Source organism: Rothia sp. L_38 (assembly GCF_050689125.1).
Classification (GTDB): domain Bacteria; phylum Actinomycetota; class Actinomycetes; order Actinomycetales; family Micrococcaceae; genus Rothia.
This window is the reverse complement of the sequence record NZ_JBOEQD010000007.1, coordinates 1-24,072: the sequence shown is the minus strand read 5'-3', so window position 1 is coordinate 24,072 and position 24,072 is coordinate 1. Positions and strand designations below refer to the sequence as shown.

The window sequence follows — 24,072 nt, the reverse complement described above, 5'->3', positions numbered from 1 at the left end:
TACCCTACTCGCGACCGGCCAGCTGGCGGGTCAGGGCGCCCACAGCGGACGGGCCGCCCTCAGCCAGAGCCTTGACCAGGGCAGTGCCCACGATGACGCCGTCGGCGTAGGCACCGATTTCTTCAACGTGCTCACGCTTGGACACGCCCAGGCCCACACAGGCAGCGGGGGCACCGGCGGCACGCAGGTCAGACACCAGGGTCTCTGCGGCGGTGTTCACCGACGAGCGGGCACCGGTCACGCCCATGACCGAGACAGCGTAGACAAAGCCGCTCGAAGCCTTCGAAATCAGGGCTAGACGCTCAGGGCTGGACGAGATTGCTGCCAGGAAGATGCGGTCCAGGCCGTGCTTTTCGGACGCTTCAAACCAGTCAGCGGCCTCATCGGGAACCAGGTCGGGGGTAATCAGACCCGCACCACCGGCTGCAGCCAGCTCCCCAGCGAACCGGTCGACGCCGCGGCGCAGCACGGGGTTCCAGTAGGTCATCACCAGCACCACGGCATCGGTGGCGGCGGTAATCTCGCGGACCGCGCGGAAGAGATCGTCGGTGCGGAAGCCCTTCTCAATGGCCTCAACGGTGGCCCGCTGAATCACGGGGCCGTCCATGACCGGGTCTGAATAGGGCAGGCCCAGCTCGATAATGTCAACCCCGTTCCGGCCCATCTCAATCGCAGCCTCGATAGACTCATCAACGCTGGGGTAGCCTACCGGCAGATAGCCGATGAGGGCTGCTCGCCCCTCAGCCTTGCACTCGGCAAGGCGGGCGGCCAGCTTGGAGTCGGGGTTGGGGGCAGGGAAGCTACCCTTGCGCACGGAGTAGCGGGTTTCGTCCTGAAAATCGATGTGGCTCATTAGGCGCCCTTGCTTTCGTTCTGCATAGCCTTGTCGTTCTGTGCGGTGGTCTCTGCCGCCGCTTCCTTGTTGCCCACGTTCAGGCTGGTTGAGGGAATGGCCTTGCCCAGGCCGAACCACTTGAGAGCGGTTTCCATGTCCTTATCCCCTCGGCCGGAGAGGCAGACAATCATGGACTTCTCGTGAGCGGTCGCGGGGTCCGCCTCCGCCCATTCCTTAGCAACACGCAGGGCACCTGCGAGCGCGTGGGCCGATTCGAGGGCGGGGATGATGCCTTCGGTGCGGCAGAGCAGGCGCAGGGCGTCCATGGCTTCGGTGTCGGTGACAGCCTGGTAGTCTACGCGGCCGATGTCTGAGAGGTAGGCGTGTTCGGGGCCGACGCCGGGGTAGTCAAGACCCGCTGAGATGGAGTGAGACTCGATGGTTTGGCCGTCCCCATCCTGCATGAGGTAGGTGATGGCCCCGTGGAGCATACCGGGACGGCCCAGGGAAATGGTGGCGGCGTGGCGGTCGGTGTCGATTCCGTCGCCGCCTGCTTCAAAACCGAAAATCTTAACGTCGGCATCGTCCAGGAAGGCGTGGAAGAGGCCGATAGCGTTGGAACCGCCACCGACGCAGGCGGCAATGCCGGTGGGCAGGGTGCCGGTTGCTTCAAGGAATTGTTCTCGGGCTTCGGTGCCGATAGCGTCGTGGAAGTAGCGCACCATGGCGGGGAAGGGGTGGGCACCGGCTGCGGTTCCCAGCAGGTAGTGGGTGGTGTCTACGTTGGCTACCCAGTCGCGCAGGGCCTCGTTGATGGCGTCTTTGAGGGTGCGGGAGCCGGTCTGCACAGCAATGACGGTTGCGCCCAGCAGCTGCATGCGGGCAACGTTGAGGGCCTGACGTTCGGTGTCTTCTTCGCCCATGTAGACTACGCATTCCATGCCGAAGAGGGCAGCTGCGGTAGCGGTGGCAACGCCGTGCTGGCCTGCGCCGGTTTCGGCAATCAGGCGGGTCTTGCCCATGCGCTTGGCCAGCAGGGCCTGGCCGATAACGTTGTTGATTTTGTGGGAGCCGGTGTGGTTGAGGTCTTCCCGCTTAAGGAAGAAGCGCACTCCCCCGGCTTCTGCCGAGAGACGGGGCACCTCGGTCAGCAGGGAGGGGCGGTTGGAGTATTCGGCTGAAAGGCGGCGGAATTCATCGATGAAGTCGGGGTCGAGCTTGGCCTTTTCAAAGGTTTCTTCGAGCTCGTCCATGGCGGCAATCAGGGATTCTGCCATGTAGCGCCCACCGTACTGCCCAAAGTAGGGGCCGGGGGCGTTCTTGAGGCTCTGGCCTGCTGCCAGGAATTGTTCTGCCAGGGTTTCGGTCATGGGAGTTTCCCTTCGGTGGGCTGGTCGTAAAGTTTTGGGTGAGGTGCGGACGGCTGTGCCCGCTTTAGCTCACAAGAGGTGAGGACGGTCGGGGTTAGGAAGACGTAGAACCCAGCCAGGTTTGACGGGCCTGGCTACCGGCGGCGCGGAAGTCGCGCAGGGTTCCGGTGGGGGTACCTGACTTGACGAGGGCCTCGCCCACCAGCACAGCCTTGGCGCCGTGCGAGGCGTAGTCGGCGACGTCCTGGGGGCTGGCAACGCCGGATTCTGCCACGATGATGGCGTCCTCAGGCAGCATAGGGGCTAGCTTGCTGAAATTGGCGTTATCGACTTCGAGGGTCTTGAGGTTACGCACGTTAACGCCCACGATGCGGGCACCCACAGCAACAGCCCGTTCGATTTCTTCGGGGGTGTGGGTTTCGACCAGGGCGTTCATGCCCAGCTCATGCGTGAGGTCCAGGAAGCGGCGCAGGGTGGCATCGTCCAGGGCTGCAACGATGAGCAGCACCAGGTCAGCCCCGTGGGCGCGGGCTTCCCAAATCTGGTACTCGTCCACGGTGAAGTCCTTGCGGAGGACCGGGATACTGACGGCGGCGCGGACGGCATCCAGGTCAGCCAGGGTTCCCTTGAAGCGGCGTTCTTCGGTCAGTACCGAAATAGCGGCTGCTCCCCCGGCCTGGTAGGCGGCAGCCAGTTCAGCAGGGTCGGGAATGTCGGAGAGGGCGCCCTTCGAAGGGGAAGAGCGCTTGACCTCGGAAATGATTTCGACGCTTCCCTGCTCAGCCCCGCGCAGGGCTGCCAGGGCATCAAGCGCGGGAGCCTGAGCGGCGGCGCGCTTCTTGAGCTCTTCAAGTGGCAGGGCGGCGCGGCGGGTTTCGAGATCTTCGCGGACGCCTACGATGATGTCATCAAGTACGGTCATGGTGCCCCTTGGTGCTGGTGCGCGGACGGCGCAGGTTGGGTTGGTCGTGCCCCTCTAGTATCGCTCAGGTGGCTGAACGTTTGCCAGACGGGTTCACCGGGTGAGAACACGTGTGAAGAAAAGGCAAGGGGCACCTCGCGTCTGTGCGGGGTGCCCCTTGTCTCGCCTCACCCGGGTGGGTTCGGGTTTTAGTGGTGGTACTTGGTGTGCTTGCCGCCCTGGCCGTAGCCTGCTGAGCGGAGCACGATACCGGCGACAACGCCAATGGCGATGATGGCGACGCCGACCACGAAGATGGGGGTGCTTGAGATGCAGAAACCGACTGCGCCGATGATTGAGCCGACGATCATGATGATGACCATGGCCCATGAGGCGGTGGTGTTGCCGTGGTTGTTGTAGGGCAGGTCGGGGACCATCTCAACGGTCTGCTGTGCCATGTGAGTCTCCTTGTAGTGTGTGGGCGTGCGCTTGCCGGTGTATGGGGTGCCGAGCACACGGGTGCTTATCTCTATCTTAGAAGATTGGGGGCTCTTTGGCCCAGTTTAGGCACCCGTGTGCCTTTTTATTTCCTTGAGGCAGGGCACTAGGCGAGGTGTCCGGTAACGCTTTCAGCCGCCGCCAGCAGTTCGCCGCTGGCAACCAGCTGAACGGTCTGCTCGATTTCGGGTGAGAGGAAGCGGTCGGGGCCGGGGCCAGCAACGTCCTTGCGCAGGCGCTCAATCACAGCGGCGGTTGCCGGTGAGGGGGTCTGCGGGGCACGCAGGTCGATACCGCGGGCGGCTGTAAGGATTTCGATGGCAAGGACGCGGGTGAGCCCGTCCACTGCCTTGCGCAGCTTGCGTGCAGCCGACCAGCCCATAGAGACGTGGTCCTCCTGCATAGCCGAGGAAGGAATGGAGTCGGCAGAGGCGGGCACAGCCAGGCGCTTGAGCTCAGAGACAATCGCGGCCTGGGTGTACTGGGCGATCATGTGGCCCGAGTCCACACCGGGGTCGTCGGCTAGGAAGGGCGGCAGGCCGCGGTTGCGGGCAACATCGAGGAAGCGGTCGGTGCGGCGCTCCGAGATGGAGGCAGCATCGGCCACTGCGATGGCCAGGAAGTCCAGCACGTAGGCGACCGGGGCACCGTGGAAGTTACCGTTGGATTCCACACGGCCATCGAGGGTCACCACGGGGTTATCGACCGCCGATGCCAGCTCGCGCAGGGCAACAGTGCGGGCGTGCTCGATGGTGTCGCGCACTGCCCCGGCGACCTGGGGCGCGCAGCGCAGGGAGTAGGCGTCCTGCACGTAGGTGGTGACGTTCTCGGCGTGGTGCTGGATGATGCCGGAACCTTCCAGCACCTTCTTCATATTGGTAGCCGCTGCCCCCTGGCCGGGGTGGGGGCGCAGCTCGTGCAGTTCGGGAGCAAAGACGCGGTCGGTACCGGCGAGCCCCTCAACGCTCATGGCCGCAGCGACGTCGGCGAGCTTGACCAGGGCGTCCAGGTCGGTCAGGGCCATCACCAGCATGCCCAGCATGCCATCGGTGCCGTTGATGAGGGCCAGGCCCTCCTTCTCAGCCAGTTCAACAGGGGTCAGCCCAAACTTCTCGAAAGCCTCAGCGGTCTCGTAGAGCTGGCCGTCGGCGTCCCGCACCTGCCCTTCACCAATGATGGCCAGGGCGCAGTGCGACAGGGGCGCCAGGTCGCCGGAGCAGCCCAGCGAACCGTACTCGCGCACCACCGGGGTGAGGCCGGCAGAAAGCATGTCGGCGTAGGCCTGGGCGACGACGGGGCGGACGCCGGTGCGGCCGGTTGCTAGGGTTGAAAGGCGCAGGAGCATGAGGGCACGAATCACTTCGGTTTCGACCTCGGGGCCGGAGCCTGCGGCGTGGGAGCGAATCAGGCCGCGCTGCAGGGCCTTGCGCATCTCAAGGGGGATGTGCTTATTCGCCAGGGCGCCGAAGCCGGTGGAAACGCCATAGACGGGGGTGTCGGAGTTGGCGAGGTCGCGGATGCGCTGGCTAGATTTTTCGATTTCGGCCAGGGCTTCGTCGCTGATGGTGACGGCCGCGCCGTGGCGGGCAACTGCAATCAGGTCGGCAAAGCTCACGGGCCCGAGGCCGACGGTGACGGTGGTGGTCATGGTTTTCTCCTTTGAAAGTGTATGAGGTGAAGCAGGCTCACAGCGAGCGCGAGCCTGCAGAACCTATAGAGTTTTACTCCGGTAAAGGCGCGTGCCGGGTCAGAACGGTATGAATCAGGCGGGCGGCGGTTTTGGCGGTGCGTCCGTCGATATCTAGGGAGGGGTTGAGTTCGGCCACGTCGAAGGCGGCGAGCTTACCCGAGGCAGCAACCCTGCTCATGATGCGGTTGATGATGGCAGGGTCAACGCCGAGCGCGGCGGGGGCGCTGACGCCGGGGGCAACGGCCGCCGGGAGCACGTCTAGGTCCAGGGTCAGGTAGATCAGGTCGACGTGTGCGGTGAAGACCTCAACGAACTTGTCGATGGCTTGTAGGTTGCCCCAGTGGGTTTCTTCATCGAGCAGGTAGTGCACGCGGGCGCGGTCTGCGGCGTCGAAGAGTACCTGGGTATTGGCTGCCTCAGAGATGCCCACGACCGCGTAGGTCAGTTCGGTGCCCGCCCATTCTTCGTCGGCGAGCGCCTGACTGAAGGGGGTTCCGCTGGTGGGTTCGTCCGCTTGGCGCAGGTCGAAGTGGGCGTCGAGGTTGAGGATGCCGATACGTGCGGCTCTGCCCTGCCCCCGGTGGTTTTTTCTGCGGGCGGACGCCGCCAGCCCCTTGTAGGTGCCGTAGGCGACTTCGTGCCCGCCGCCGAGTACCACGGGTAGGGAGCCTTCGTCGATGGTGGCGGTGACGGCTTCTGAGAGCCTGCGGTGGCCGCCGACCAGGTCGCGGTTAGTCACAACAACATCACCGGCGTCTCCCAGGACGAGGTTGGTGCGGCGCTTGCCAGAGGCGCCTTGGGCCAGGGCCAGGGTCCCCAGGGCCGAGCGCAGGGCGGTGGGCCCTTCAGCGGCGCCGGTGCGCCCCTGGTTGCGGCGTACTCCCTCGTCGGAGGCAAAGCCGATGAAGAGGGCGTCCGGCTTCTGGGTGAGCTGGGCAAGCGGCTGCACTACCTGGAATAGTCTGCGGTGTTCGGCACCGGGGCCATCGTCGCGTCCGCTCCAGGTCGGGGCCTGCCGGTCGGTAAAAGCCTGTATCACTAGATGTCCTCCTCGTGCAGGGGTACGACGCTCTGCCCGTCCTTCCAGACGCCGGCGACCAGGGGCACGCCGGGACGGTAGGCCAGGTGCAGGTGGTTGGGGGCGTCCAGGGCAAGGACGTCGGCGCGGGCTCCCACGGTCAGGGCACCGATGTCGGTGCGCCCCAGGGCTGCCGCACCCCCGGCGGTTGCCGCCCAGACAGCTTCGTCCGGGCTCATGTGCAGATCGCGCACGGCCAGGGCAATGCAGAAGGGAATGGAGGTGGTGAAGGAGGTGCCGGGGTTGCAGTCTGCTCCCAGGGCCACGGTGGCCCCGGCATCCAGCAGGCGGCGGGCGTTAGGGTAGTCGCCCCGGGTAGAAAAGTCGGCCCCGGGGAGAACCGTAGCCACCGTAGAGCTGTTGGCCAGGGCGTCAACGTCCGCGTCCGACAGGTAGACCACGTGATCCACACTGGCGGCCCCCAGCTCCACTGCCAGCTGCACACCAGCTCCGTAGGTCAGCTGGTTACCGTGCACGCGAGCCTTCAAACCGGCAGCGATCCCTGCCTGCAGAACTGCCCGCGACTCCTCCTCACTAAAAGCCCCGCGCTCGCAGAAAACATCGATCCAGGAGGCGTAAGGGGCGCACTCGGGAATCATGGTGTCTACCACCATCTGAACGTATTCGTCCTGCTTATCCCGATACTCCGGCGGAGCCACGTGGGCAGCTAGCAGGGTGACCTCGTCGGTGCAGGCAGCGGCGACCTGCACCGACTTCAGCTCAGACTCAGCTGACTGACCGTAGCCGGTCTTTACCTCAATCGTGGTTGCCCCGGCGCGGGCGTACTCCTGCATGAGCGAGCAGGTGTTGAGTTCCAGCTCCGCTGCGCTGGCGGCCCGGGTGGCCTCGATGGTGGTGCGGATGCCACCGGCCTCGTAGGGTTTGCCCTCCATGCGGGCAGCAAACTCGTGGGAGCGATCCCCAGCAAAAACCAGGTGGGAGTGGGATTCCACAAAGCCCGGTAGCACAGCTCGCCCGCTCAGATCAACGCAGCGGTCGGACGCCGGTGCCTGGCTGGCAGGGCCAACCCAGGCGATACGGCCCTGCTCCACCACAAAGGCGGCCTGGTCCAGCACGCCCAGGGACCCGCGCTCCAAAGCGGGGTCATTGGTGACGAGCGACCCGATATTGGTAAAGAGACGGCTGGTCATGGCTAGCGGTTTTCCTGCATGGGAATACGGACCCCGCGCTCGGCGGCAACCTGCTGGGCGTACTCGTAGCCGGCGTCCGCGTGGCGAATCACGCCCATGCCGGGGTCGTTGGTCAGCACCCGCTCCAGCTTGGCAGCTGCCAGCTCAGAGCCGTCGGCGATGCAGACCTGGCCCGCGTGGATAGAGCGGCCCATACCTACGCCGCCACCGTGGTGAATGGAGACCCAGGAGGCACCCGATGAGGTATTCACCAGGGCGTTGAGCAGGGGCCAGTCGGCAACGGCGTCGGTGCCATCCTTCATACCCTCGGTCTCGCGGTAGGGGGATGCCACAGAGCCGGAATCCAGGTGGTCGCGGCCAATGGCGATGGGGGCAGAGAGCTCACCGTTTGCCACCATTTCGTTGAACTTGAGACCGGCCTTGTGGCGCTCGCCGTAGCCCAGCCAGCAGATGCGGGCGGGCAGGCCCTCGTAGGCGACCTTTTCACCGGCCATGGTGATCCAGCGCTTAAGGTGCTCGTTCTCGGGGAAGAGCTCGAGAATGGCCTGATCGGTCTTCTTGATATCCTCGGGGTCTCCGGAGAGAGCGCACCAGCGGAAGGGGCCCAGGCCCTCTTCGAAGAGGGGGCGGATGTAGGCGGGCACGAAGCCGGGGAAGTCAAAGGCGCGCTGGTAGCCTGCCTTGCGGGCCTCGTCGCGGATGGAGTTGCCGTAGTCGAAGACCTCGGCGCCGGCGTCCATAAAGCCCACCATGGCCTCAACGTGGGCTGCCATGGCCTCGCGGGAGCGCTTGGTGAAGAGCTCGGGGTCTCGGGCGGCTTCTGCCTTCCAGTCCTCGAAGGTGACCTCGGTGGGCAGGTAGCTCAGCGGATCGTGGGCACTGGTCTGGTCGGTGACGATGTCGATGGGGGCCTTGCGGCGCAGCAGCTCGGGGAAAATCTCAGCGGCGTTGCCAACCACACCGATAGAGAGGGGCTTCTTGGCGTCGCGGGCCTCGATGGCAAGCTCTAGGGCGTGGTCGAGGTCGCGGGCCTTGACGTCCAGGTACTTGTGGTCGATGCGGCGGTCAACGCGGGACTCATCAACGTCCACACAGATTGCTACGCCTTCGTTCATGGTCACGGCCAGGGGCTGGGCACCGCCCATACCGCCAAGGCCAGCGGTCAGGGTGATGGTTCCGGCCAGGGTGCCGCCAAAGCGCTTGCGGGCTACCGCGCCAAAGGTCTCGTAGGTGCCCTGCAGAATGCCCTGAGTGCCGATGTAGATCCAGGAGCCCGCGGTCATCTGGCCGTACATCATCAGCCCTTCGGCTTCAAGCTTGCGGAAGTGCTCCCAGTTGGCCCAGTCGCCAACCAGGTTGGAGTTGGCCAGCAGCACACGCGGGGCCCACTCGTTGGTGCGGAAGACGCCCACAGGCTTGCCGGACTGCACCAGCATGGTCTCATCGCTCTTGAGGGTCTTGAGGGTGGCGACGATAGCGTCAAAGGCCTCCCAGGAGCGGGCTGCGCGGCCGGTGCCGCCGTAGACCACCAGGTTATCGGGGTGCTCGGCCACCTCGGGGTCGAGGTTGTTCATGAGCATGCGCAGGGCACCTTCCTGCTGCCAGCCGAGGGTATTGAGTTCAGGGCCGCGAGGGGCGCGGACGGGGCGGGGGCCGCTGGTGGTCATGTCTACTCCTTTGTACATGATGGTCTGCTGTATCCAGCTTCTGATTCTTTACTTTTGCCTGACCGCACCGGGGCGGTACAGTGGAAAGATGAAGAAGGTCACACACCTATCTTCTTGTATATACAACCACTTGTCAATGGAGTAGGCGTGGAAAAAATCACCGACTTGTCCCAGCAGTTCGCTGACCACAAAGACAGTAAGGCCCCCGCCTACCAGCTCCTCAAAACCATCATCACCGAGCAAATCACCGGCGGGCACTGGGACGCAGGTGAAACCATCCCCTCAGAAAACGAAATAGCCAGCGCCCTGGGGCTTTCCCGCATGACGGTTAACCGCGCAATCCGCGAAATGACGCTGGAGGGTCTGCTGGTGCGCACCCGCGGCGTGGGCACCTTCGTGGCAGAGCACAAAAAATCTTCTGCCCTCTTTGAGGTGCGCAATATTGCTGATGAAATCACCGAACGCGGCCACACCCACAGCAGCAAGGTTCTCACCCTCGAAGAAATTCCGGCCACCCAGGCCCAGCGCCGCCTAGCACCCGAGCTGGGCGAGAGGGTCTTCCACAGCGTGCTGGTGCATTACGATGACGGGCTCCCGATTCAGCGTGAAGAGCGCTACGTGAACGCCCAGGCTATCCCCGACTATCTCCAGCAGGACTTCACCAGCATTACCCCTAACTTTTACCTGGGGCAGTGCTCCCCTATTACCCGGGGTACGCACACCGTTGAGGCTGTGCTACCTACCAGCGCACAGGCGTCCGACCTACACATCACCCCGGCCGATCCCTGCCTGCGCCTGCTGCGCAGCACCTGGTCAGGCGATGAACTCATCAGCCAGGTGGTGCTGCTGCACCCCGGCTCCCGCAGCAGACTCGAAGGGTCTTTTGGCAGCTAGTCTTGTGTGGGGTCCTTGCCCTCGCTTAGGGAGTCCCAGGTGTCGATTTCGTCCGTTTCTTCGGCAGAAGCCACGCGGGCTGCCCGGGCAGCTGACCGGTCGTACTTGCGCCCGGTCTTCCAGTGGGAGGTAGCAACAAAGGCCCACACACCGGCCAGGGCAACCAGCACACCGCACACGGTCGCCAGCAGGGGCATGACGGTCACAGCGTAGGAGTTAGCCGGGGCGTTAGTACCGGTCATCGCACTGACCTGGGCCATAGAGGCAGCCTGCGGGTCGGCGTTCACGCCAAAGGCAGCTACTGCCAGGCCCAGCCCCACGCCCACCAGCAAGAGAGCCAGCACCTTGCGGAGCTTAGGCCCGGCAATACGCAGGGCAACCGACGCCACCAGGGCAACCAGAGCCAAGGCAGAGACGGTGGAGCCGGCGTCCGCCCCCGAAATATCCAGGGTGGATGTCGAAACGACCGTGCTGATCTCGGCACGAATCCAGGTCGGCAAAGTGGTAAGGAAGGCGGCGGCAGAAACCGCCATAGCCCCCAGCATTACGCGGGCAGGTTTAGCCCAGCCCGGCACCGGGCGCGCGGTAGCAACCTCAGCAGGCTGGGCCTGTGACTCGCTCATCTAGTCAATCACCTCGGTCGACAGGGGCGCCAGACCCGACGCGGTGAGCACGGCGCGCAGCGGGGCGGCTGCCTTGTTCACAGATTCTTGGGCTTCAGTGACGGGCACCGAGTCCATGACGATACCGGCACCAGCCTGCACGTAGGCACGTCCGCTCTTGAGCACCGCGGTACGGATGGCAATTGCCATATCCATATTGCCCGCAAAATCGAAGTAGCCGCACACACCGGCATAGATACCGCGAGCGCTCACCTCATACTCGTCAAGTAGCTGCATGGCGCGGGGCTTGGGCGCACCCGAGAGGGTGCCTGCGGGGAAGGTTACGCGCAGTACGTCGTAGGCGTTCATGCCCTCGGCCAGCTGGGCCTGCACCTCGGATGAGATGTGCATGATGTGGCTGAAACGCTCAACTTCCATGAACTGGGTGACGCTGACACTACCGGGAACCGCGATGCGGGAGAGGTCGTTGCGGGCCAGGTCGATGAGCATGAGGTGCTCCGAGCGTTCTTTTTCGTCGGCAAGCAGCTCTTCGGCCAGGGCAAGGTCTTCTTCGCGGGTGGCGCCGCGCGGACGGGACCCGGCGATGGGGTGGGTGGTGGCGGTGCCGTTTTTGAGGGTGACCAGGGCTTCGGGGGAAGAGCCGACAATCTGGAAGGGCTCGCCGTCTTCGGTAGATTCGAAGTTGAAGAGGTACATGTAGGGCGAGGGATTGGACTGGCGTAGCACCCGATAAACGTCCAGGGCGCTGGCGCGGTTTTCTGCCTCGAAACGGCGGGAAATCACAATCTGGAAGACGTCACCGTCGATGATGTTTTTCTTGGACTTTTCAATGGCGTCCAAGAAGCCCTGTTCTGCCCAGGTGTGCTTGACCTGCGCGACCTGCGCCTCGATATCCGATGTGCCGGTGAGGGTTGAGACCGACTCGGGGGCGGGCTGGGCCAGTTTGTCCATCATGGCGTAGACGCGGGAGAGCGCGTCGGCGTAGGCGGCGTCGATGTTGTCGTCGGTGCCGTTGAAGTTGATGGCGTTGGCGATGAGGGTGACGGTGCCGTCGGAGTTATCGTGCACTGCCATGTCTGAGACGATGTTGAGGGCGAATTCGGGCAGGTTGACGTCGTCCGCTGGGCCGCCGGGTAGTTTCTCCCAGTGGCGCACAACGTCCCAGCCCATGTAGCCGACCAGACCGCTGGTGAGCGGAGGCAGGTTATCGAGGGGCTCGGTATGCAGCATTTCGAGGGTCTCGCGGATAGCCTCAACAGGGTCACCCTCGGTGGGTGCGCCGGAGGGGGTGAGCCCCTGCCAGACAATCTGCCCGTTCTTGGTGGTGAGGGTTGAGCGGCTAGAGGCACCGATAAAGGAGTAGCGTGACCACTGCTTCTGCTCGTTCGCTGATTCCAGCAGGAAGGTGCCGGGGGCGGGTGCGCCGTCGGCGGCGACCAGGGCCCGGTAGATGCCGATGGGGGTCATGGCGTCTGCGAGAACTTTGACGCGCACGGGAATGACGCGGCGGCTGGTAGCTAGTTCACGGAACTCTTCTAGGGTCGGTTCGACAATTCCCAAGTCGTGCATGGTTTCCTCTGGTTGTGGTGTGTCTGGGGAGCTATTCGGGGCGGACGCCGGTTGCGGCGGGCAGCTGCCCGCCGGCTTCGAAGCAGGTGGTGGTTCCGGTGTGGCAGGCTGCGCCTACCTGGTCGGCCTGAATAAGCAGGGCGTCGCCGTCGCAGTCGATGCTGACGCTTTTGACGTACTGGTAGTGGCCGCTGGTGTCACCCTTGCGCCAGTATTCCTGGCGGGAGCGGGACCAGAAGGTGACCCGCCCTTCGGTGAGGGTGCGGCGCAGAGCTTCGTCGTTCATCCAGCCGAGCATGAGCACATCGCGGGTGTCGTGCTGCTGAATAATTGCGGCGAATAGGCCGTGCTCATCGCGTTTGAGGCGAGCGGCGATATCGGCGGGCAGTGAAGCGCCCTCGGTGGCGCTGGGTGCTGGTGTACTCACCTTTCCATCCTAGCTGATGGTGGTAGCGGGGCTGGGGCAGCTCTCAGCATCTGGCTACGGGCTGGGGCTGGGGCTTGTAGGGCTAGTGCCTGCGCTAGGTGGAGCAACCTGCCGGTAGGTTTCTGAATGGCTGGCTACCTGGTTAGCGTAGACCACCGACCGGTTGTAGGCCAGCACTCCGCGCTGCCAGCCCTCGTCGGTGCTGGTGTCGCGCTGCCCCTGGCAGAGGTAGACGGCGGTGGTCAGAGCCGCATCGTCGATCTGGTGGGGGTCGCGCTTACCGTCGGCGTTGCCGTCCTGCCCGATGTAGTCCCAGGTGGAGGGGATGAACTGGAGCGGCCCCACCGCCCGGTCCCATTGAGTGTCGTCATCGAGTTGCCCGCCGTCGGAGTCTTCAATCGCCATCACCCCTTCGGACCCGTCGAGGGCCGGGCCGAAAATCTTGGGGGTAACCTGGCCGCCCTGATCAGTGCTAGCACCCCGGTAGGTGCCGTGCAGGGTTTCCACCGCACCGATACCTGCGATGGTGTTCCAGCCCAACCTGCACTCCGGGTAGGTCTGCGCCACCCTCAAGGACGCCCCCGCATAGGCCGCCAGCACCCGCCGGGGCATATCGGTCGCATCTGCGGTGGCATCGAGCCAGGAACTGTCGGCCAGCTCGGCGATAGGGGTCTGCTCTGTTACGCCCTGTTGCGCGGACGCCGGCAGCACCTGCTCGGGCGCGGCAGGGAGCGTGGTGGGCAGGTTCTCGCGTGATGCTCCCTGGTAGCTAGCGGAACATCCGCTCACGGTAAGAGCGGCGAGAGCCAGGAAGGGGGTCAGGCGCGCTCTAGCGGAAATCGTCATACGACCTTTCAGGGGTTGGGTCCTGGTGAAAGCCTAGCGGCTGCGGGTCAAGACGGGGTGGGCGGACGCTGGATGTTTCCTGCAAGCCGTAACCTGTCTCGATAGTTGCCCTGGCTCGCTCTCTGGCCCGGCTTCGGGTTTAGACTGGGCGTATGACTTCTTCTGCCCTTGTTACCTCAGAACGCACCGCCCTACTTGATGCTCTCGCTGCGGCGGGGCCGTCCGCACCCACCCTCTGCGAGGGCTGGGAAACCCGCCATCTCGCGGCCCACCTGCTGGTGCGCGAAAGCAAGCCTCTGATTGCAGCGGGTATGCCGGGCGGCCCGCTGGCTGCGCGCACCGAACGCTACACCGATCAGCTTGCCGATGAGCTGACCGGCCAGCGCCGCTACGAGAAAGCCCTGCGCGATTTTGAGGCGCTGCCGGGTTACCTGCACATGCGCACGCGCTTCCCGGGCCTGGACGAGGCAATGAACCTGATTGAGTATTTTGTGCATACCGAGGACGTCCGCCGCGCCTCACTCACTGACGGCGAGCAGCCTGCCCCGCGCGAGCTGGCTGAGGGCGTGCAAGAGAAGATGTGGAAGGTGCTGCGGGCGCGCGCTCGCCTGATGGCCGGGAAGAAGTACCCTCACGGGCTGGTGTTGGAAGCTCCGGGCTACTCCCCCGCTGTTCATACTGTGATTGCTCCGCCTGCTGGCCAGGTTGCGACTGTGCTGACCGGCGAGCCGGGCGAACTGGTGCTCTACCTGTTCGGACGCGAGGCCGCGGCCCGGGTTGAGGTGAGCTAAAGACCTAATAAAGGGAGGAATGAGACCGATCTTTAAGGCTGGGCAGGGTCGCGCTTGCTGCCGACCCTCTCGCTGGTTCGCTTCGCTCACAAGCGATTCACGCCAGCCGCCGAGCCAGCAGCTTCGCTGCGCCCCTGCCCAGCCTTCACCTAAGGATTTAGTCTCAAAGTTCTATGCAACTAACCATGATATTCAAGGGCTCAAAGCCAGCCTCAGCCCATACTCTGCCAGGGCAGATACGGCCTTTCACTACGAATGAAGTGCCTGTTCTGGCTCAGCTCTACTTTGATAGCTACCCGCAGGGCACGGTGGAAGATGTAGCTGAAGCTGAAGCCGATATTTCTGCTGCCCTTCGGGGAGATTACGGAACCTTTCTTCCACAAGCCAACCTGGTGTATGTGGTCGATGGGCAGATTTTGGGCTGTGTAATGACGGTTGATTCACCACCCTGGGACGATGTGAGCGATTTGTTCTTCATCATTGATGTGTTCATTCACCCCAAGGTACGGGGCACCGGCGTAGGAAGAGCTCTCATGCAAGCTGCCCTTGCTAGCCTTCCTGTGCATAGGCCTGTAGGCCTGCGCGTGGAGAGCGATAATGAGCCTGCCTATGCTCTCTACAGGTCGCTGGGGTTCATAGAAGTCACGTCGGGTAGATAGACAGGGTCGTCCAGTTGCAAGCAGCTAAGAGCCCTTGCCCTCAGACTAGGGACCAGAAAACTCTCAATAGTATGTGTGCACCACAAGGATTTTGGGAGGAATCTGGTCCCTAGTTGCTACATAGCCTCTGCGGCCAGGTAGCCCGGTAGCCACATCGCTTCCCAGGCCGGGGCCTCGGCAGCCAGCACGGTACCTGCCCGGTCGGGAGCCCGGGTCGCTAGCGACTCCGTTTACAAATCGGCCGAAGAACTAAGAACAGCAGTATTACCCCTGTGGCTATAGCCCCACAGCCAATCACCACTTGCTGAGGTTCGCCTAAGAGATACGGGGTTCCCAGCATCTTGCCTAATCCGGCTAGAAGTGTAAAGCTCACACTCACCATAGCCCATACCTGACCGGTATGTTCCTCAGGAACTTGCTCATAAACAGAAGAACGCACCCCCACGTTATGCACGGCATTACCTATCCCTCCGATTAAAAAGGCCACAGCAATCACAGGTGCATAGGGAAACATTCCTTCCACCACAATGGCCAGGGAAATAGCCAGACCGCCTACTATCAAAGATTGATAGGTAGACAGTGAAAACCAGCGCCGATTGGGTATAGCCGAACCAAGTAGAAGCCCCAATGACCAGAAGGCGGTTAGGGCAGCATAGCCTGCTGGCCCTGGATTTTCTACCATGCCAGGGAAGGCTCCGGCGATAAAGTCGCCACCCACCTGCTGGAGGTAGATAAGGCCAGGGAGGTCTTCTGCTGACGTTGCGGTCACAACCAAGTACATCACCGGAAGGTACGCTAGAAGCCCTAAACTCTTACTCAAAGCCCCCAGCCCGAGGGCAGCGTCTTTGAAACTGAGTTTCTCAAGTTGAGGAGCCTCACCCTTCGGAGCCACCTTAAGTAACAGCAGTACTGCCGGGACTTGTAATGCGAAGGCAAGCAAGAAGCAAGCGTGGGGTGCTACTGCGTAGAGCAAAGCCGCACCTGCCGGAGTGACCACCCCCAGCACAGCTCCCATCCCCACAAGGAATGAACTTGCAGAAGTCTGCGTCATACCGGGAGTCTTAGGAAGAGCCTTGAAAATAACAGTTCCACTGACCACCTCAGCAGCAGTTATACAGGCTAGGAGTACTAGCCAAAACCACGGAGTAGAAGTTAGGTGCAACCCCAGGGTCAAAAAGGCACTCGTGCTAGTAGCGCCAATCCACAAAGTTCTTAGGTCGCTCCGGTCAACCCATGCTCCTAATGGTGCAGCGCAGACTGCGCCGGTGAGCATGCTGACCAAAGCTACAGCTGTCATCCCCCAAGGGCTTGAGTCCTGGGCGAAGCGGAAAAGAAGCAGAAAATATATAGTTGCACTGGCAAAGGCATCGAGAAAGATAACCGTTTTCACGGTTGTTTTCAGTCCAAACATGGATGCCTCACCTACTTAGCTTGCCAGGTAGCCCGGCAGCCACATCGCTTCCCAGGCCGGTGCCTCGGCAGCCAGCACGGTACCTGCTCGGTCAGGCACCCGGGTCGCCAGGCGATAGGAGGATGCGTCAGCAGTTCGCACCAGGTAACCGTACTCGACCATCTCCCGACGCATAAAGGCATAGTCCTGCCAGAGGGCGGCCAGAATCTCGTTGACCTGTTTCTCGGTGTAGGTGCGACCCGGCTCAAAATAGGTCACCAGGTGCAACAGCAGGTGGGCGCGGGTGCGGCGCTTAGAGGGCCAGGAGGTCAGGCGTCCGCCCTGCAGAAAACGGTCAACGACTGTGCGGTGCTCTGCGTAGGCTTGTTCACGGGGATCGTTCAGGTCGGCGGTCGACGGCCTGGTCTCGAGGAGGGCTGCTCGGGCGGTGGTGTAGTTCTCACCGGTTTCTTCCATGCGGGCGCGCACGAGCTTTTTGAAGTTTGATTGGGCAGTCACGGGTATCGACTTTCTTCGCACTCTAGCTGCGGTATCAATCGACGGTTCGGTGGTGCCTACCCCGGTCTTGGAAGGCCGGTGCAACCCGAGAATTCTCTTCCCTTCGCGCTGATAGCCTGCTTGCTAGAGTTACAGGGGCAAAGCGCTGGGCGGTGGGTGACGCCTCACACCTTTATATCACAGTCGCTCCCGAATGTAACCGAAAATGCCATCTGCGTGTTCTTTGACCGCGCAGATGGCATTTTCGATTACATTCAATGAGCGGACGGACGCCCGCCCCGGCTTGGCGGGGCAGCACAAGCCAACAGGTGGAGTAAAGACCTAAAGACTAACCTCTCCCCTGATGAGGGTGTGGGTTCTTCCGCCAACCCAAATGTCGGGTGTGCCGGTGGGGCAGGCGTCCTGCCCTACCGTGATGGTGAGTCTGCCGTCGCGGTGCAGGCAGGTGCCCTGGCGTACGGTGTAGGTTCCGGCGACCCGGTTTTCGCGGGCGAGCCACTGGGCGACGGCGGCGTTGAGGGAGCCGGTGACCGGGTCCTCAGAAACGCCAATACCGGGTACGAAGGCGCGGATATCGTAGGCGATGTTTGAGCCTTCCGGGTACATGGCGAAGACACCGAGTTTGAGGTCTGTGCCGCGGGTGAAGTCCGGGGTGAGGGCGAGCAGTCGGTCGGGGTCTGCGATTTCGACGGCGGACCAGCCGGGCCCGTTGTCGACCCACTGGTGGGAGAGAATCTGGCTGCGCTCTACCCCTAGGGCGGTGGCAATGTCTGCCAGGGTTGCCTCTTCAAGGGCACCGGTGCGGACGGTCGCCGGGGCGGCGAAGGCGAGCTCTTGGCCGCTGCGGGTGATGTCGATGAGCCCGGCAACGCATTCTTGCACGATGACGTCGGGGCGCTGCGGCTCGCCACCGGCTTCTAGCCAGGCGTGGGCGCTGCCCAGGGTGGGGTGCCCGGCGAAGGGCAGTTCGCCGCCGGGGGTGAAGATGCGGACGGCGTAGTCGGCCCGAGCGTCAGTCGGTTGGGTGATGAAGGTGGTTTCTGAGAGGTTGGTCCAGCGGGCGAAGCTCTGCATCTGCTCGTCGGTGAGGCCGCTGCCGTCGAGCACCACGGCGAGGGGGTTGCCTTTGAGCGGAACCGAGCCGAACACATCGACCTGGGTGAAGGGGCGGGTTTTCATGGGCGGTCCTTTCGCCTGCGCTTCTATGGGGTTTACTTCTACCCTACCGGGCAGCTGGCTAGCTCACCGCCCAGCCCTGGTGAGCAGGTGAGACACAAGAGCTGCACTTCGTCTTCCCAGCCTGCCCCTTGAGTATTATTAGTTTTTATCGGGGTAAAAGCTCTGCCTAGTGGCTAGGGCTTTTATTCGGAGCCATTAGTTTGCCAATGTTGAGGGGCTTGTGTGTCTTCTTTGAACTATTCTCAGTTCATTTGGAATGTGGCTGATGTTTTGCGCGGTACCTATAAGCAGCATCAGTACGGTCAGATTATTTTGCCTTTCACGGTGTTGGCGCGTCTTGATGCGGTGCTTGAGCCGACTAAGCAGGCTGTTCTAGAGGCGGCAGACGGTTATGTGCTCGATACGATTCCTCCGGCGATGCTCTCTGCCCGGGCGGGGCATGATTACAGTTTCTATAACCTCTCCCAGCACAATCTCAAGACGGTCGCGAATGACCCCGATACTCTTGAGCAGAATCTGCGTTCTTACATTAACCAGTTCAGTGAGAACGTGCGCGATATTTTTGAGAAGTATAAGTTCGAAGACACTATCGCAGACCTAGCCGCCCAGAACCTGCTCTATCAGGTGATTCAGCATTTCTCGCGGGTGAACCTGCACCCAGAGAATGTGAGCAACGAGCAGATGGGCAACATCTTCGAAGAGCTCATTCGCAAGTTCGCGGAGGCTTCGAACGAGACTGCCGGTGAGCACTTCACCCCGCGTGAGGTCATTGAGCTGATGGTTAACCTGCTGCTGGCTGATGATGAAGACTTGCGCACTGATTATATTGCCCGGTCGGTCTATGATCCCACCGCTGGCACCGGCGGTATGCTGTCGGTGGCTGACGATAAGATTCACCAGCTAAACCCCACCGCCGATGTGAGCCTGCTGGGCCAGGAGCTCAACCCCGAGTCCTATGCGATTTGTAAGGCTGACATGGTAGTTAAGGGCCAGGACGTTGATAACATCGCCCTGGGTAATACCCTGACTGACCCGGCTTTTGAGAACCGCACCTTCCATTACGGGCTGAGCAACCCACCCTTTGGCGTGGACTGGAAGGGCGCTAAAGCTGTGGTTGAGGCTGAGCACAAGAACCAGGGTTTTACGGGCCGGTTTGGTGCTGGCCTGCCCCGGGTATCTGACGGCTCGCTCCTTTTCTTGCAGCACCTGATTTCTAAGCTCAATGAACCAACGGTTGCTAGCAATGGTGTTGCCCAGGTGGGCGGCCGCGGGGCTATTGTTTTGAATGGCTCGCCCCTCTTTACGGGTGGCGCGGGTTCTGGTGAGTCCAATATTCGTAAGTGGGTTTTGGACCAGGACTACCTTGAGGCAATTATTGGCCTGCCCACTGACATGTTCTATAACACCGGTATTTCTACCTATATTTGGGTGCTGAATAAGCAGAAGAAGGCTGAGCGCAGGGGTAAGGTTCAGCTGATTGACGCGACGAATATGTTTGAGAAGATGCGTAAGTCGGTGGGGTCTAAGCGGAAGCGCCTGAGTGAGGAGCAGATCGCTGAGATTACCCGCCTCTACGCTGCTTTTGATGCTGCGGATGATAAGCGGTCTAAGGTTTTTGATCGTGAGGAATTTATGTACCGCACGATTACGGTGGAGCGTCCCTTGCGTTTGAATTGGGGTTTTTCTGCTGAGCGGGTTGAGAGGCTCTTGGCTTCTAAGGAGTTTGGCAAACTCAAATTATCTGAGGGGGAGGACGCCGCCGTGCGTGCTTCGCTTGCTGCCTTGGTTGAGAGCAAGGCAGGGGTTGTTAATGCTGATGTTGCCAGCGTGAAGGCTGAGCTTTTGCAGGTATTTGCGGACGCCGGTGCCCTGGTGAAGCCTGCGGCTTTGGCTAAGTTGGTGGATGAGTTGGCTGAACGCGATGAGTCTGCCGAAGTGGTGTTGAAGGCTAAGAAGCCGGTGGCTGACGCTAGCCTGCGCGATACTGAGAATGTGCACTGGGGCGAGGATATTCACGAGTACCTGGAGCGTGAGGTTAAACCCTTTGTGCCTGATGCCTGGATTGATGAGTCTAAGACCAAGGAGGGCGCGGAGATTCCTTTTACCCGCCACTTCTACGAGTATGTTCCGCCCCGCTCCCTGGAGGAGATTGACCGCGACCTCAACGAGGTACTGGGCCGAATCAAGAAGAGGCTGGAAGAGGTGCTGGGTTAATGAGTAACAAAGTACCGTTTAAGGTTCGTTGGCTTTCTGGTGGGGTCCCTAACCATTGGAAGATTGTTGAACCCCGTAGGATCTTCAAACTGGTCAAAGAACCAGAACGCCCTGGCGATATCCATCTAACGCCCTCACAGAGATATGGCGTTCTGCCGCAAGAAGAATACATGAAGATTACTGGTGCAAGGGTTGTTCAGAATCTTTCTGGAACTCAGATGCAACATGTCGAACCAGGCGATTTCATTAGCCATTTGCGCACTTTTCAGGGCGGTCTTGAACTAGCAACTATGCCAGGAAAAGTTAGTCCTGCATATACCGTTTTGCGTCCGTCTGAAGCTGTTTATCCTGGATTTTTCAAGCATGTTTTGAAATCTCCCAGCTATATTTCTCAAATCGCATCTGTCACTGACCAGCTTAGAGACGGTCAGACTATGCGATTTAACGAGTTCAACCTGACATGGCTACCGCTACCCCCGCTTGAAGAGCAAAAGAAAATCGCAGATAAGCTTGACCGGGAGCTGGCGGAGATTGATGAGTTCATCGCTGACCAGCAACGTCTTCTTGAACTGGCTACTGAGAAGTTCAATGCTGAACTACGTCAGCTAACGTTTCCCACCAATGCACCAACTGTTCCTTTGAAACGGTTTGCTCAGATTACGCTGGGTAAGATGATTACACCTTCAAATAAAGGTGGCATGGAATTGGCACCCTATATCAGGGCAGCTAATATCCAGCCTGGCGGTGTTTTCACTTACCAGTCGGACTATAAGAAGATGTGGTTTTCTTCTGACGAGTTAGCGCATTTGGATTTGAAAAAGGGTGATGTTCTGGTAGTAGAGGGTGGGGCTGGATTTGGCCGAAGCGCCGTCCTGACCGAAGACTTACCTGGATGGGGTTTCCAGAATTCGATTAATCGTGTACGAGTTAAGCCAGGTTTAGCTGATCCGCATTTTATTGACTTTTGCATTCGAGCTAAGTTGCTTTCTGGCGAGCTTGAGAACCTGACGAGCCAATCAACAATCCCCCACCTGACTGCAGAAAAATTAGCTCAAGCTAAAATACCTGATTTTAGCCACCAAAATCAGATAGCAACATCGCAAACCCTCATTAACAAACTAGGTGAAATAATAGAAACAAAACAACAAATTCAAACCTCTATCGATTTACTCGTTGAATTAAAAAAAGCAAAAATAAATAAGGAATGGTAATAGCGATGCCTTATCAAGCCAACATCTTACAGGTACTCCTATCTTCACCCTCTGACCTACCACCTCAGCACCGTGAAATTATCACTAATGCAATGCACATGTGGAATGCCACGACAGGACGGATGTCTAAGATACATTTCGCAGCCACTGATTGGAAAATAGGCGTCTCCCCCACTTTCGGCATGCATCCGCAGCAAATCATCAATGAAACCATTGTAGACTCTTCTGATTTAGCAATCGTAGTATTTTCAGGAAAACTTGGAACTCAAACTGAAAACTTTGAATCTGGGACGGTGGAAGAAATTGAGCGCCTGGCACAAGCGGGAAAACAGGTTGCAGTTTTTGTAAATCGTGTCCCATCTATCTCCAACGGAGTTCATGAAGCTGAAGAAAAGCTAAGACTTGAAAAATATTTAGAATCAATTCAAACTAAATGTTTATACAAGCAATATTCAGATACTGACGAACTTACTCAAGCCATTAACGCATTTCTACAATCAATTGCTTTCTCGCATTCAACTAAATTTTCATCTGAATCAAAAATATCAGATTCTAAAAAACTAGATATGGATAACCCATCGATTGGTGTTTGGGCGTCAATAACAAAAGAATCATATCAGGAGACCGATAGCAAAGGTCGTTTGAGAACAAAGACAAAAAACTTACTTAATCTTGAAAACCTAACTGGAGTCCCTGTAAAAAATGTAAGATATCAGTTCATAGATTCAAATGGAAAACCAGACGAACTATTTGATGTAATTTCCCATGGAGAGCCACAACCAGCTGGCTCCTTAAAGCCTGGTGGACAATCAGAATTTAATATCCTACAGGTATTAGCATCATCCAATTCTGCGGTATGTAAAGTAAAGTGGGAATCCCCAAACGGAGAAGAATTTTTCACCGAAACTGAAGTGTTTATTCGATAATAAGACAATATATATCACCACTTTTTGGGACTAAACCATCAAAATAATGTAATGCACAACAAAAAACATTAAAAACTACTCAATATAACAAGGATTTTTGATGAAATCAAATGAAAAAAAATGGAAAACAGAACTTCTTGTTCAGCAACCGTTAAATTTTGGCGCTTTCTCGGTATATAAACTTTTGCATTTAGAGAAAACCTCATTCACCTGGGGTGAAGAAACCATTACTGATATTCTTAAAAGCCAAATAGCCGGGGGGCACTATACTATCGAAGCTGCTTGCCCAGATCATGGAGACGAACCAGGATGTGAGTGGCATGATTCCGATAAAGGCACGCTAAATCCCTACGGGAATGTGTTTACATTTACAAAACATGTTGAAAGTCAAAAGACTGGATCAGATTTGGGATTCTGGGTTTACAAGCATCCAGACCACTTCCGCCGAATTGAAATTTTATTCCAAGCTAAAAAAATTGAAGATTTAAACAATTTAAAAAAATCATTTCTAAAAAGTGTAAAATACAAAGATGGAAAGCAGTTTAACACAATCAAGAAGGCTTGTGCAGACAACGAGCGTACAGGATTCTACCTATTTTATATTAAATCACAGGGTCCTCATGATAACAAATTTAATGCTTCCTGTGCGGACCACGCTAAAAATTTTAACTCTACATTGAGAATTATTAATTTAAGCTCAATTGAAGTGTTAATGAACGAATCTGATAAATATGATGAAAGTAATTTTTTTAAAAAATTTAACGAATATTCTACGCCCTTAATATGCTTACTGGCTGGTTGTTTCAATGAAAAAAATCAGGATAGACATGATCCTTACGAAAATTTAATCCGGTATCTGAAAAAAATTCAAATACATTTTACAGAAAAAGAAGATGAACCTTCTGGACCTGACTACTGTATTCACATATCACGTCCACATATTATTAAAAATGACTTCACATCTTCTTCAAATATTGAGCTAATTATTAATCTATTAAATCCATTAGAGTTCATAACATTTTCTACTCTTGCAGGCCTTATATCCGACAATAAAGATGAGACTGAGCAAAGGTACTTAGCGCGCCCTACGTCAAACCAGGTACTGAAACCAACCATATCTGCGGAGGTAGCTGCAAAAGTTGTTAAAAAGAATCATGCAGAAAGTTTAGAAAAGTATATAAAAAATAAGGATTCCGATAATATTATCAAAACGATAAATGCAATGGATTCTTACTTTGAGACAAAGAAAACGAGTCAAAAAAGGTCTGACATTGTATTTAAAGACTTAAAAGTTGATGGAACGGAACGATCTAATTTTAAGATAGATGATATTCGCATAGTCACCTTTAGGGAGATGAAAAACAGAATAAAATACGCGGGTATTATTTACGCTAAAAAGCAGCGCAGTGCTTAGAATCAGCTACCCATTACTTGTAATGTATCCTAGTTTTTGTTTGACAACACCCAATGTTAATTACTGTCCTGAATGTTTATTCTACTCAATCTTTCAGATATAAAATATTTCTACTTTAAAACTGGACAGTTAATATATTTTCAAACACTTGTTTCACATTTTGTATTAATTTGAAAATTCCTAGATTTAAAAAATGAATATTTCACCAAATACCAATTAT

At 58.4% G+C, this 24,072-nt stretch carries 22 protein-coding genes; 7 read left to right on the top strand and 15 right to left on the bottom strand.

Translation table 11 applies throughout. The annotated features are described in order from the left end of the window. Nucleotides 1-4: 4 nt before the first annotated feature. The 8 genes from trpA to hutU form a co-directional block, all read right to left on the bottom strand. Complete coding sequence (gene trpA, locus ACRCJM_RS06695) at nucleotides 5-853, bottom strand: tryptophan synthase subunit alpha (protein WP_237235889.1); 849 nt, start codon at nucleotides 851-853, stop codon at nucleotides 5-7. After that, a complete protein-coding gene (gene trpB / locus ACRCJM_RS06690) occupies nucleotides 853-2,205 on the bottom strand; it encodes a tryptophan synthase subunit beta (protein WP_431464302.1) in 1,353 nt (450 codons plus the stop codon). Before trpB ends, trpA begins: the two co-directional genes overlap by 1 nt. 94 nt (nucleotides 2,206-2,299) lie before the next feature. Beyond that, complete coding sequence (trpC, locus tag ACRCJM_RS06685; protein WP_431464301.1) at nucleotides 2,300-3,127, bottom strand: indole-3-glycerol phosphate synthase TrpC; 828 nt, start codon at nucleotides 3,125-3,127, stop codon at nucleotides 2,300-2,302. A 188-nt stretch (nucleotides 3,128-3,315) separates the two neighbouring features. Continuing rightward, entirely contained in the window at nucleotides 3,316-3,564 is a 249-nt protein-coding gene (locus ACRCJM_RS06680; protein ID WP_237185301.1) for an HGxxPAAW family protein, read from the bottom strand. A 146-nt stretch (nucleotides 3,565-3,710) separates the two neighbouring features. After that, on the bottom strand, nucleotides 3,711-5,252 hold the full coding sequence (gene hutH / locus ACRCJM_RS06675; RefSeq protein WP_431464300.1) for a histidine ammonia-lyase: 1,542 nt from the start codon (nucleotides 5,250-5,252) through the stop codon (nucleotides 3,711-3,713). Between the two features lie 73 nt (nucleotides 5,253-5,325). Beyond that, the gene (hutG, locus tag ACRCJM_RS06670; RefSeq protein WP_431464299.1) at nucleotides 5,326-6,333 is read right to left on the bottom strand and encodes a formimidoylglutamase; all 1,008 of its coding nucleotides are present in this window, start codon (nucleotides 6,331-6,333) and stop codon (nucleotides 5,326-5,328) included. Further along, nucleotides 6,333-7,523, bottom strand: a complete 1,191-nt coding sequence (gene hutI / locus ACRCJM_RS06665) for an imidazolonepropionase (RefSeq protein WP_431464298.1) — start codon at nucleotides 7,521-7,523, stop codon at nucleotides 6,333-6,335. The genes hutG and hutI overlap by 1 nt, the downstream gene beginning before the upstream one ends. Before the next feature lie 2 nt (nucleotides 7,524-7,525). Next, nucleotides 7,526-9,190 (bottom strand): urocanate hydratase, encoded by a 1,665-nt coding sequence (gene hutU, locus ACRCJM_RS06660; RefSeq protein ID WP_431464297.1) that lies wholly within the window; start codon nucleotides 9,188-9,190, stop codon nucleotides 7,526-7,528. Between the two features lie 147 nt (nucleotides 9,191-9,337). Here hutU and hutC point away from each other — a divergent pair, with 147 nt between their 5' ends. Beyond that, the gene (gene hutC / locus ACRCJM_RS06655; protein ID WP_431464296.1) at nucleotides 9,338-10,084 is read left to right on the top strand and encodes a histidine utilization repressor; all 747 of its coding nucleotides are present in this window, start codon (nucleotides 9,338-9,340) and stop codon (nucleotides 10,082-10,084) included. Here the strand turns inward: hutC and ACRCJM_RS06650 are convergent. From ACRCJM_RS06650 to ACRCJM_RS06635, 4 genes are read right to left on the bottom strand one after another with little or no spacing between them, the layout of a single operon-like run. Continuing rightward, entirely contained in the window at nucleotides 10,081-10,707 is a 627-nt protein-coding gene (locus tag ACRCJM_RS06650) for a Trp biosynthesis-associated membrane protein (protein ID WP_431464295.1), read from the bottom strand. The genes hutC and ACRCJM_RS06650 overlap by 4 nt on opposite strands. Continuing rightward, complete coding sequence (locus ACRCJM_RS06645; RefSeq protein ID WP_431464294.1) at nucleotides 10,708-12,276, bottom strand: anthranilate synthase component I; 1,569 nt, start codon at nucleotides 12,274-12,276, stop codon at nucleotides 10,708-10,710. A 31-nt stretch (nucleotides 12,277-12,307) separates the two neighbouring features. Then, complete coding sequence (gene hisI, locus ACRCJM_RS06640; protein ID WP_237198878.1) at nucleotides 12,308-12,703, bottom strand: phosphoribosyl-AMP cyclohydrolase; 396 nt, start codon at nucleotides 12,701-12,703, stop codon at nucleotides 12,308-12,310. A gap of 54 nt (nucleotides 12,704-12,757) precedes the next feature. Further along, nucleotides 12,758-13,549, bottom strand: coding sequence for a lytic transglycosylase domain-containing protein (locus ACRCJM_RS06635; protein WP_431464293.1), 792 nt, complete (start codon nucleotides 13,547-13,549; stop codon nucleotides 12,758-12,760). 152 nt (nucleotides 13,550-13,701) lie between these two features. On the opposite strand from ACRCJM_RS06635, the gene ACRCJM_RS06630 reads away from it, so the two are divergent. Then, entirely contained in the window at nucleotides 13,702-14,340 is a 639-nt protein-coding gene (locus ACRCJM_RS06630; protein ID WP_431464292.1) for a TIGR03085 family metal-binding protein, read from the top strand. 260 nt (nucleotides 14,341-14,600) lie between these two features. Further along, complete coding sequence (locus ACRCJM_RS06625) at nucleotides 14,601-14,999, top strand: N-acetyltransferase family protein (RefSeq protein ID WP_431464291.1); 399 nt, start codon at nucleotides 14,601-14,603, stop codon at nucleotides 14,997-14,999. Nucleotides 15,000-15,216: 217 nt separating this feature from the next. Here the strand turns inward: ACRCJM_RS06625 and ACRCJM_RS06620 are convergent, their stop codons facing one another. The 3 genes from ACRCJM_RS06620 to ACRCJM_RS06610 form a co-directional block, all read right to left on the bottom strand. After that, nucleotides 15,217-16,410 (bottom strand): MFS transporter, encoded by a 1,194-nt coding sequence (locus ACRCJM_RS06620; RefSeq protein ID WP_431464290.1) that lies wholly within the window; start codon nucleotides 16,408-16,410, stop codon nucleotides 15,217-15,219. Between the two features lie 15 nt (nucleotides 16,411-16,425). Continuing rightward, nucleotides 16,426-16,908, bottom strand: coding sequence for a DUF2087 domain-containing protein (locus tag ACRCJM_RS06615; RefSeq protein ID WP_431464289.1), 483 nt, complete (start codon nucleotides 16,906-16,908; stop codon nucleotides 16,426-16,428). Between the two features lie 321 nt (nucleotides 16,909-17,229). After that, nucleotides 17,230-18,087, bottom strand: a complete 858-nt coding sequence (locus ACRCJM_RS06610) for a PhzF family phenazine biosynthesis protein (RefSeq protein ID WP_431464288.1) — start codon at nucleotides 18,085-18,087, stop codon at nucleotides 17,230-17,232. Between the two features lie 222 nt (nucleotides 18,088-18,309). On the opposite strand from ACRCJM_RS06610, the gene ACRCJM_RS06605 reads away from it, so the two are divergent. The 4 genes from ACRCJM_RS06605 to ACRCJM_RS06590 all read left to right on the top strand — a co-directional run bounded on the left by ACRCJM_RS06605 (nucleotide 18,310) and on the right by ACRCJM_RS06590 (nucleotide 23,852). Further along, a complete protein-coding gene (locus ACRCJM_RS06605; RefSeq protein WP_431464287.1) occupies nucleotides 18,310-20,301 on the top strand; it encodes a type I restriction-modification system subunit M in 1,992 nt (663 codons plus the stop codon). Then, entirely contained in the window at nucleotides 20,301-21,512 is a 1,212-nt protein-coding gene (locus ACRCJM_RS06600; RefSeq protein WP_431464286.1) for a restriction endonuclease subunit S, read from the top strand. The genes ACRCJM_RS06605 and ACRCJM_RS06600 overlap by 1 nt, the downstream gene beginning before the upstream one ends. Nucleotides 21,513-21,517: 5 nt before the next feature. Next, entirely contained in the window at nucleotides 21,518-22,438 is a 921-nt protein-coding gene (locus ACRCJM_RS06595) for a hypothetical protein (RefSeq protein WP_431464285.1), read from the top strand. 100 nt (nucleotides 22,439-22,538) lie between these two features. After that, nucleotides 22,539-23,852 carry a hypothetical protein gene (locus ACRCJM_RS06590; protein WP_431464284.1) on the top strand — a complete coding sequence of 438 codons (1,314 nt, stop codon included), beginning with the start codon at nucleotides 22,539-22,541 and terminating at the stop codon, nucleotides 23,850-23,852. Nucleotides 23,853-24,072 lie beyond the last annotated feature (220 nt).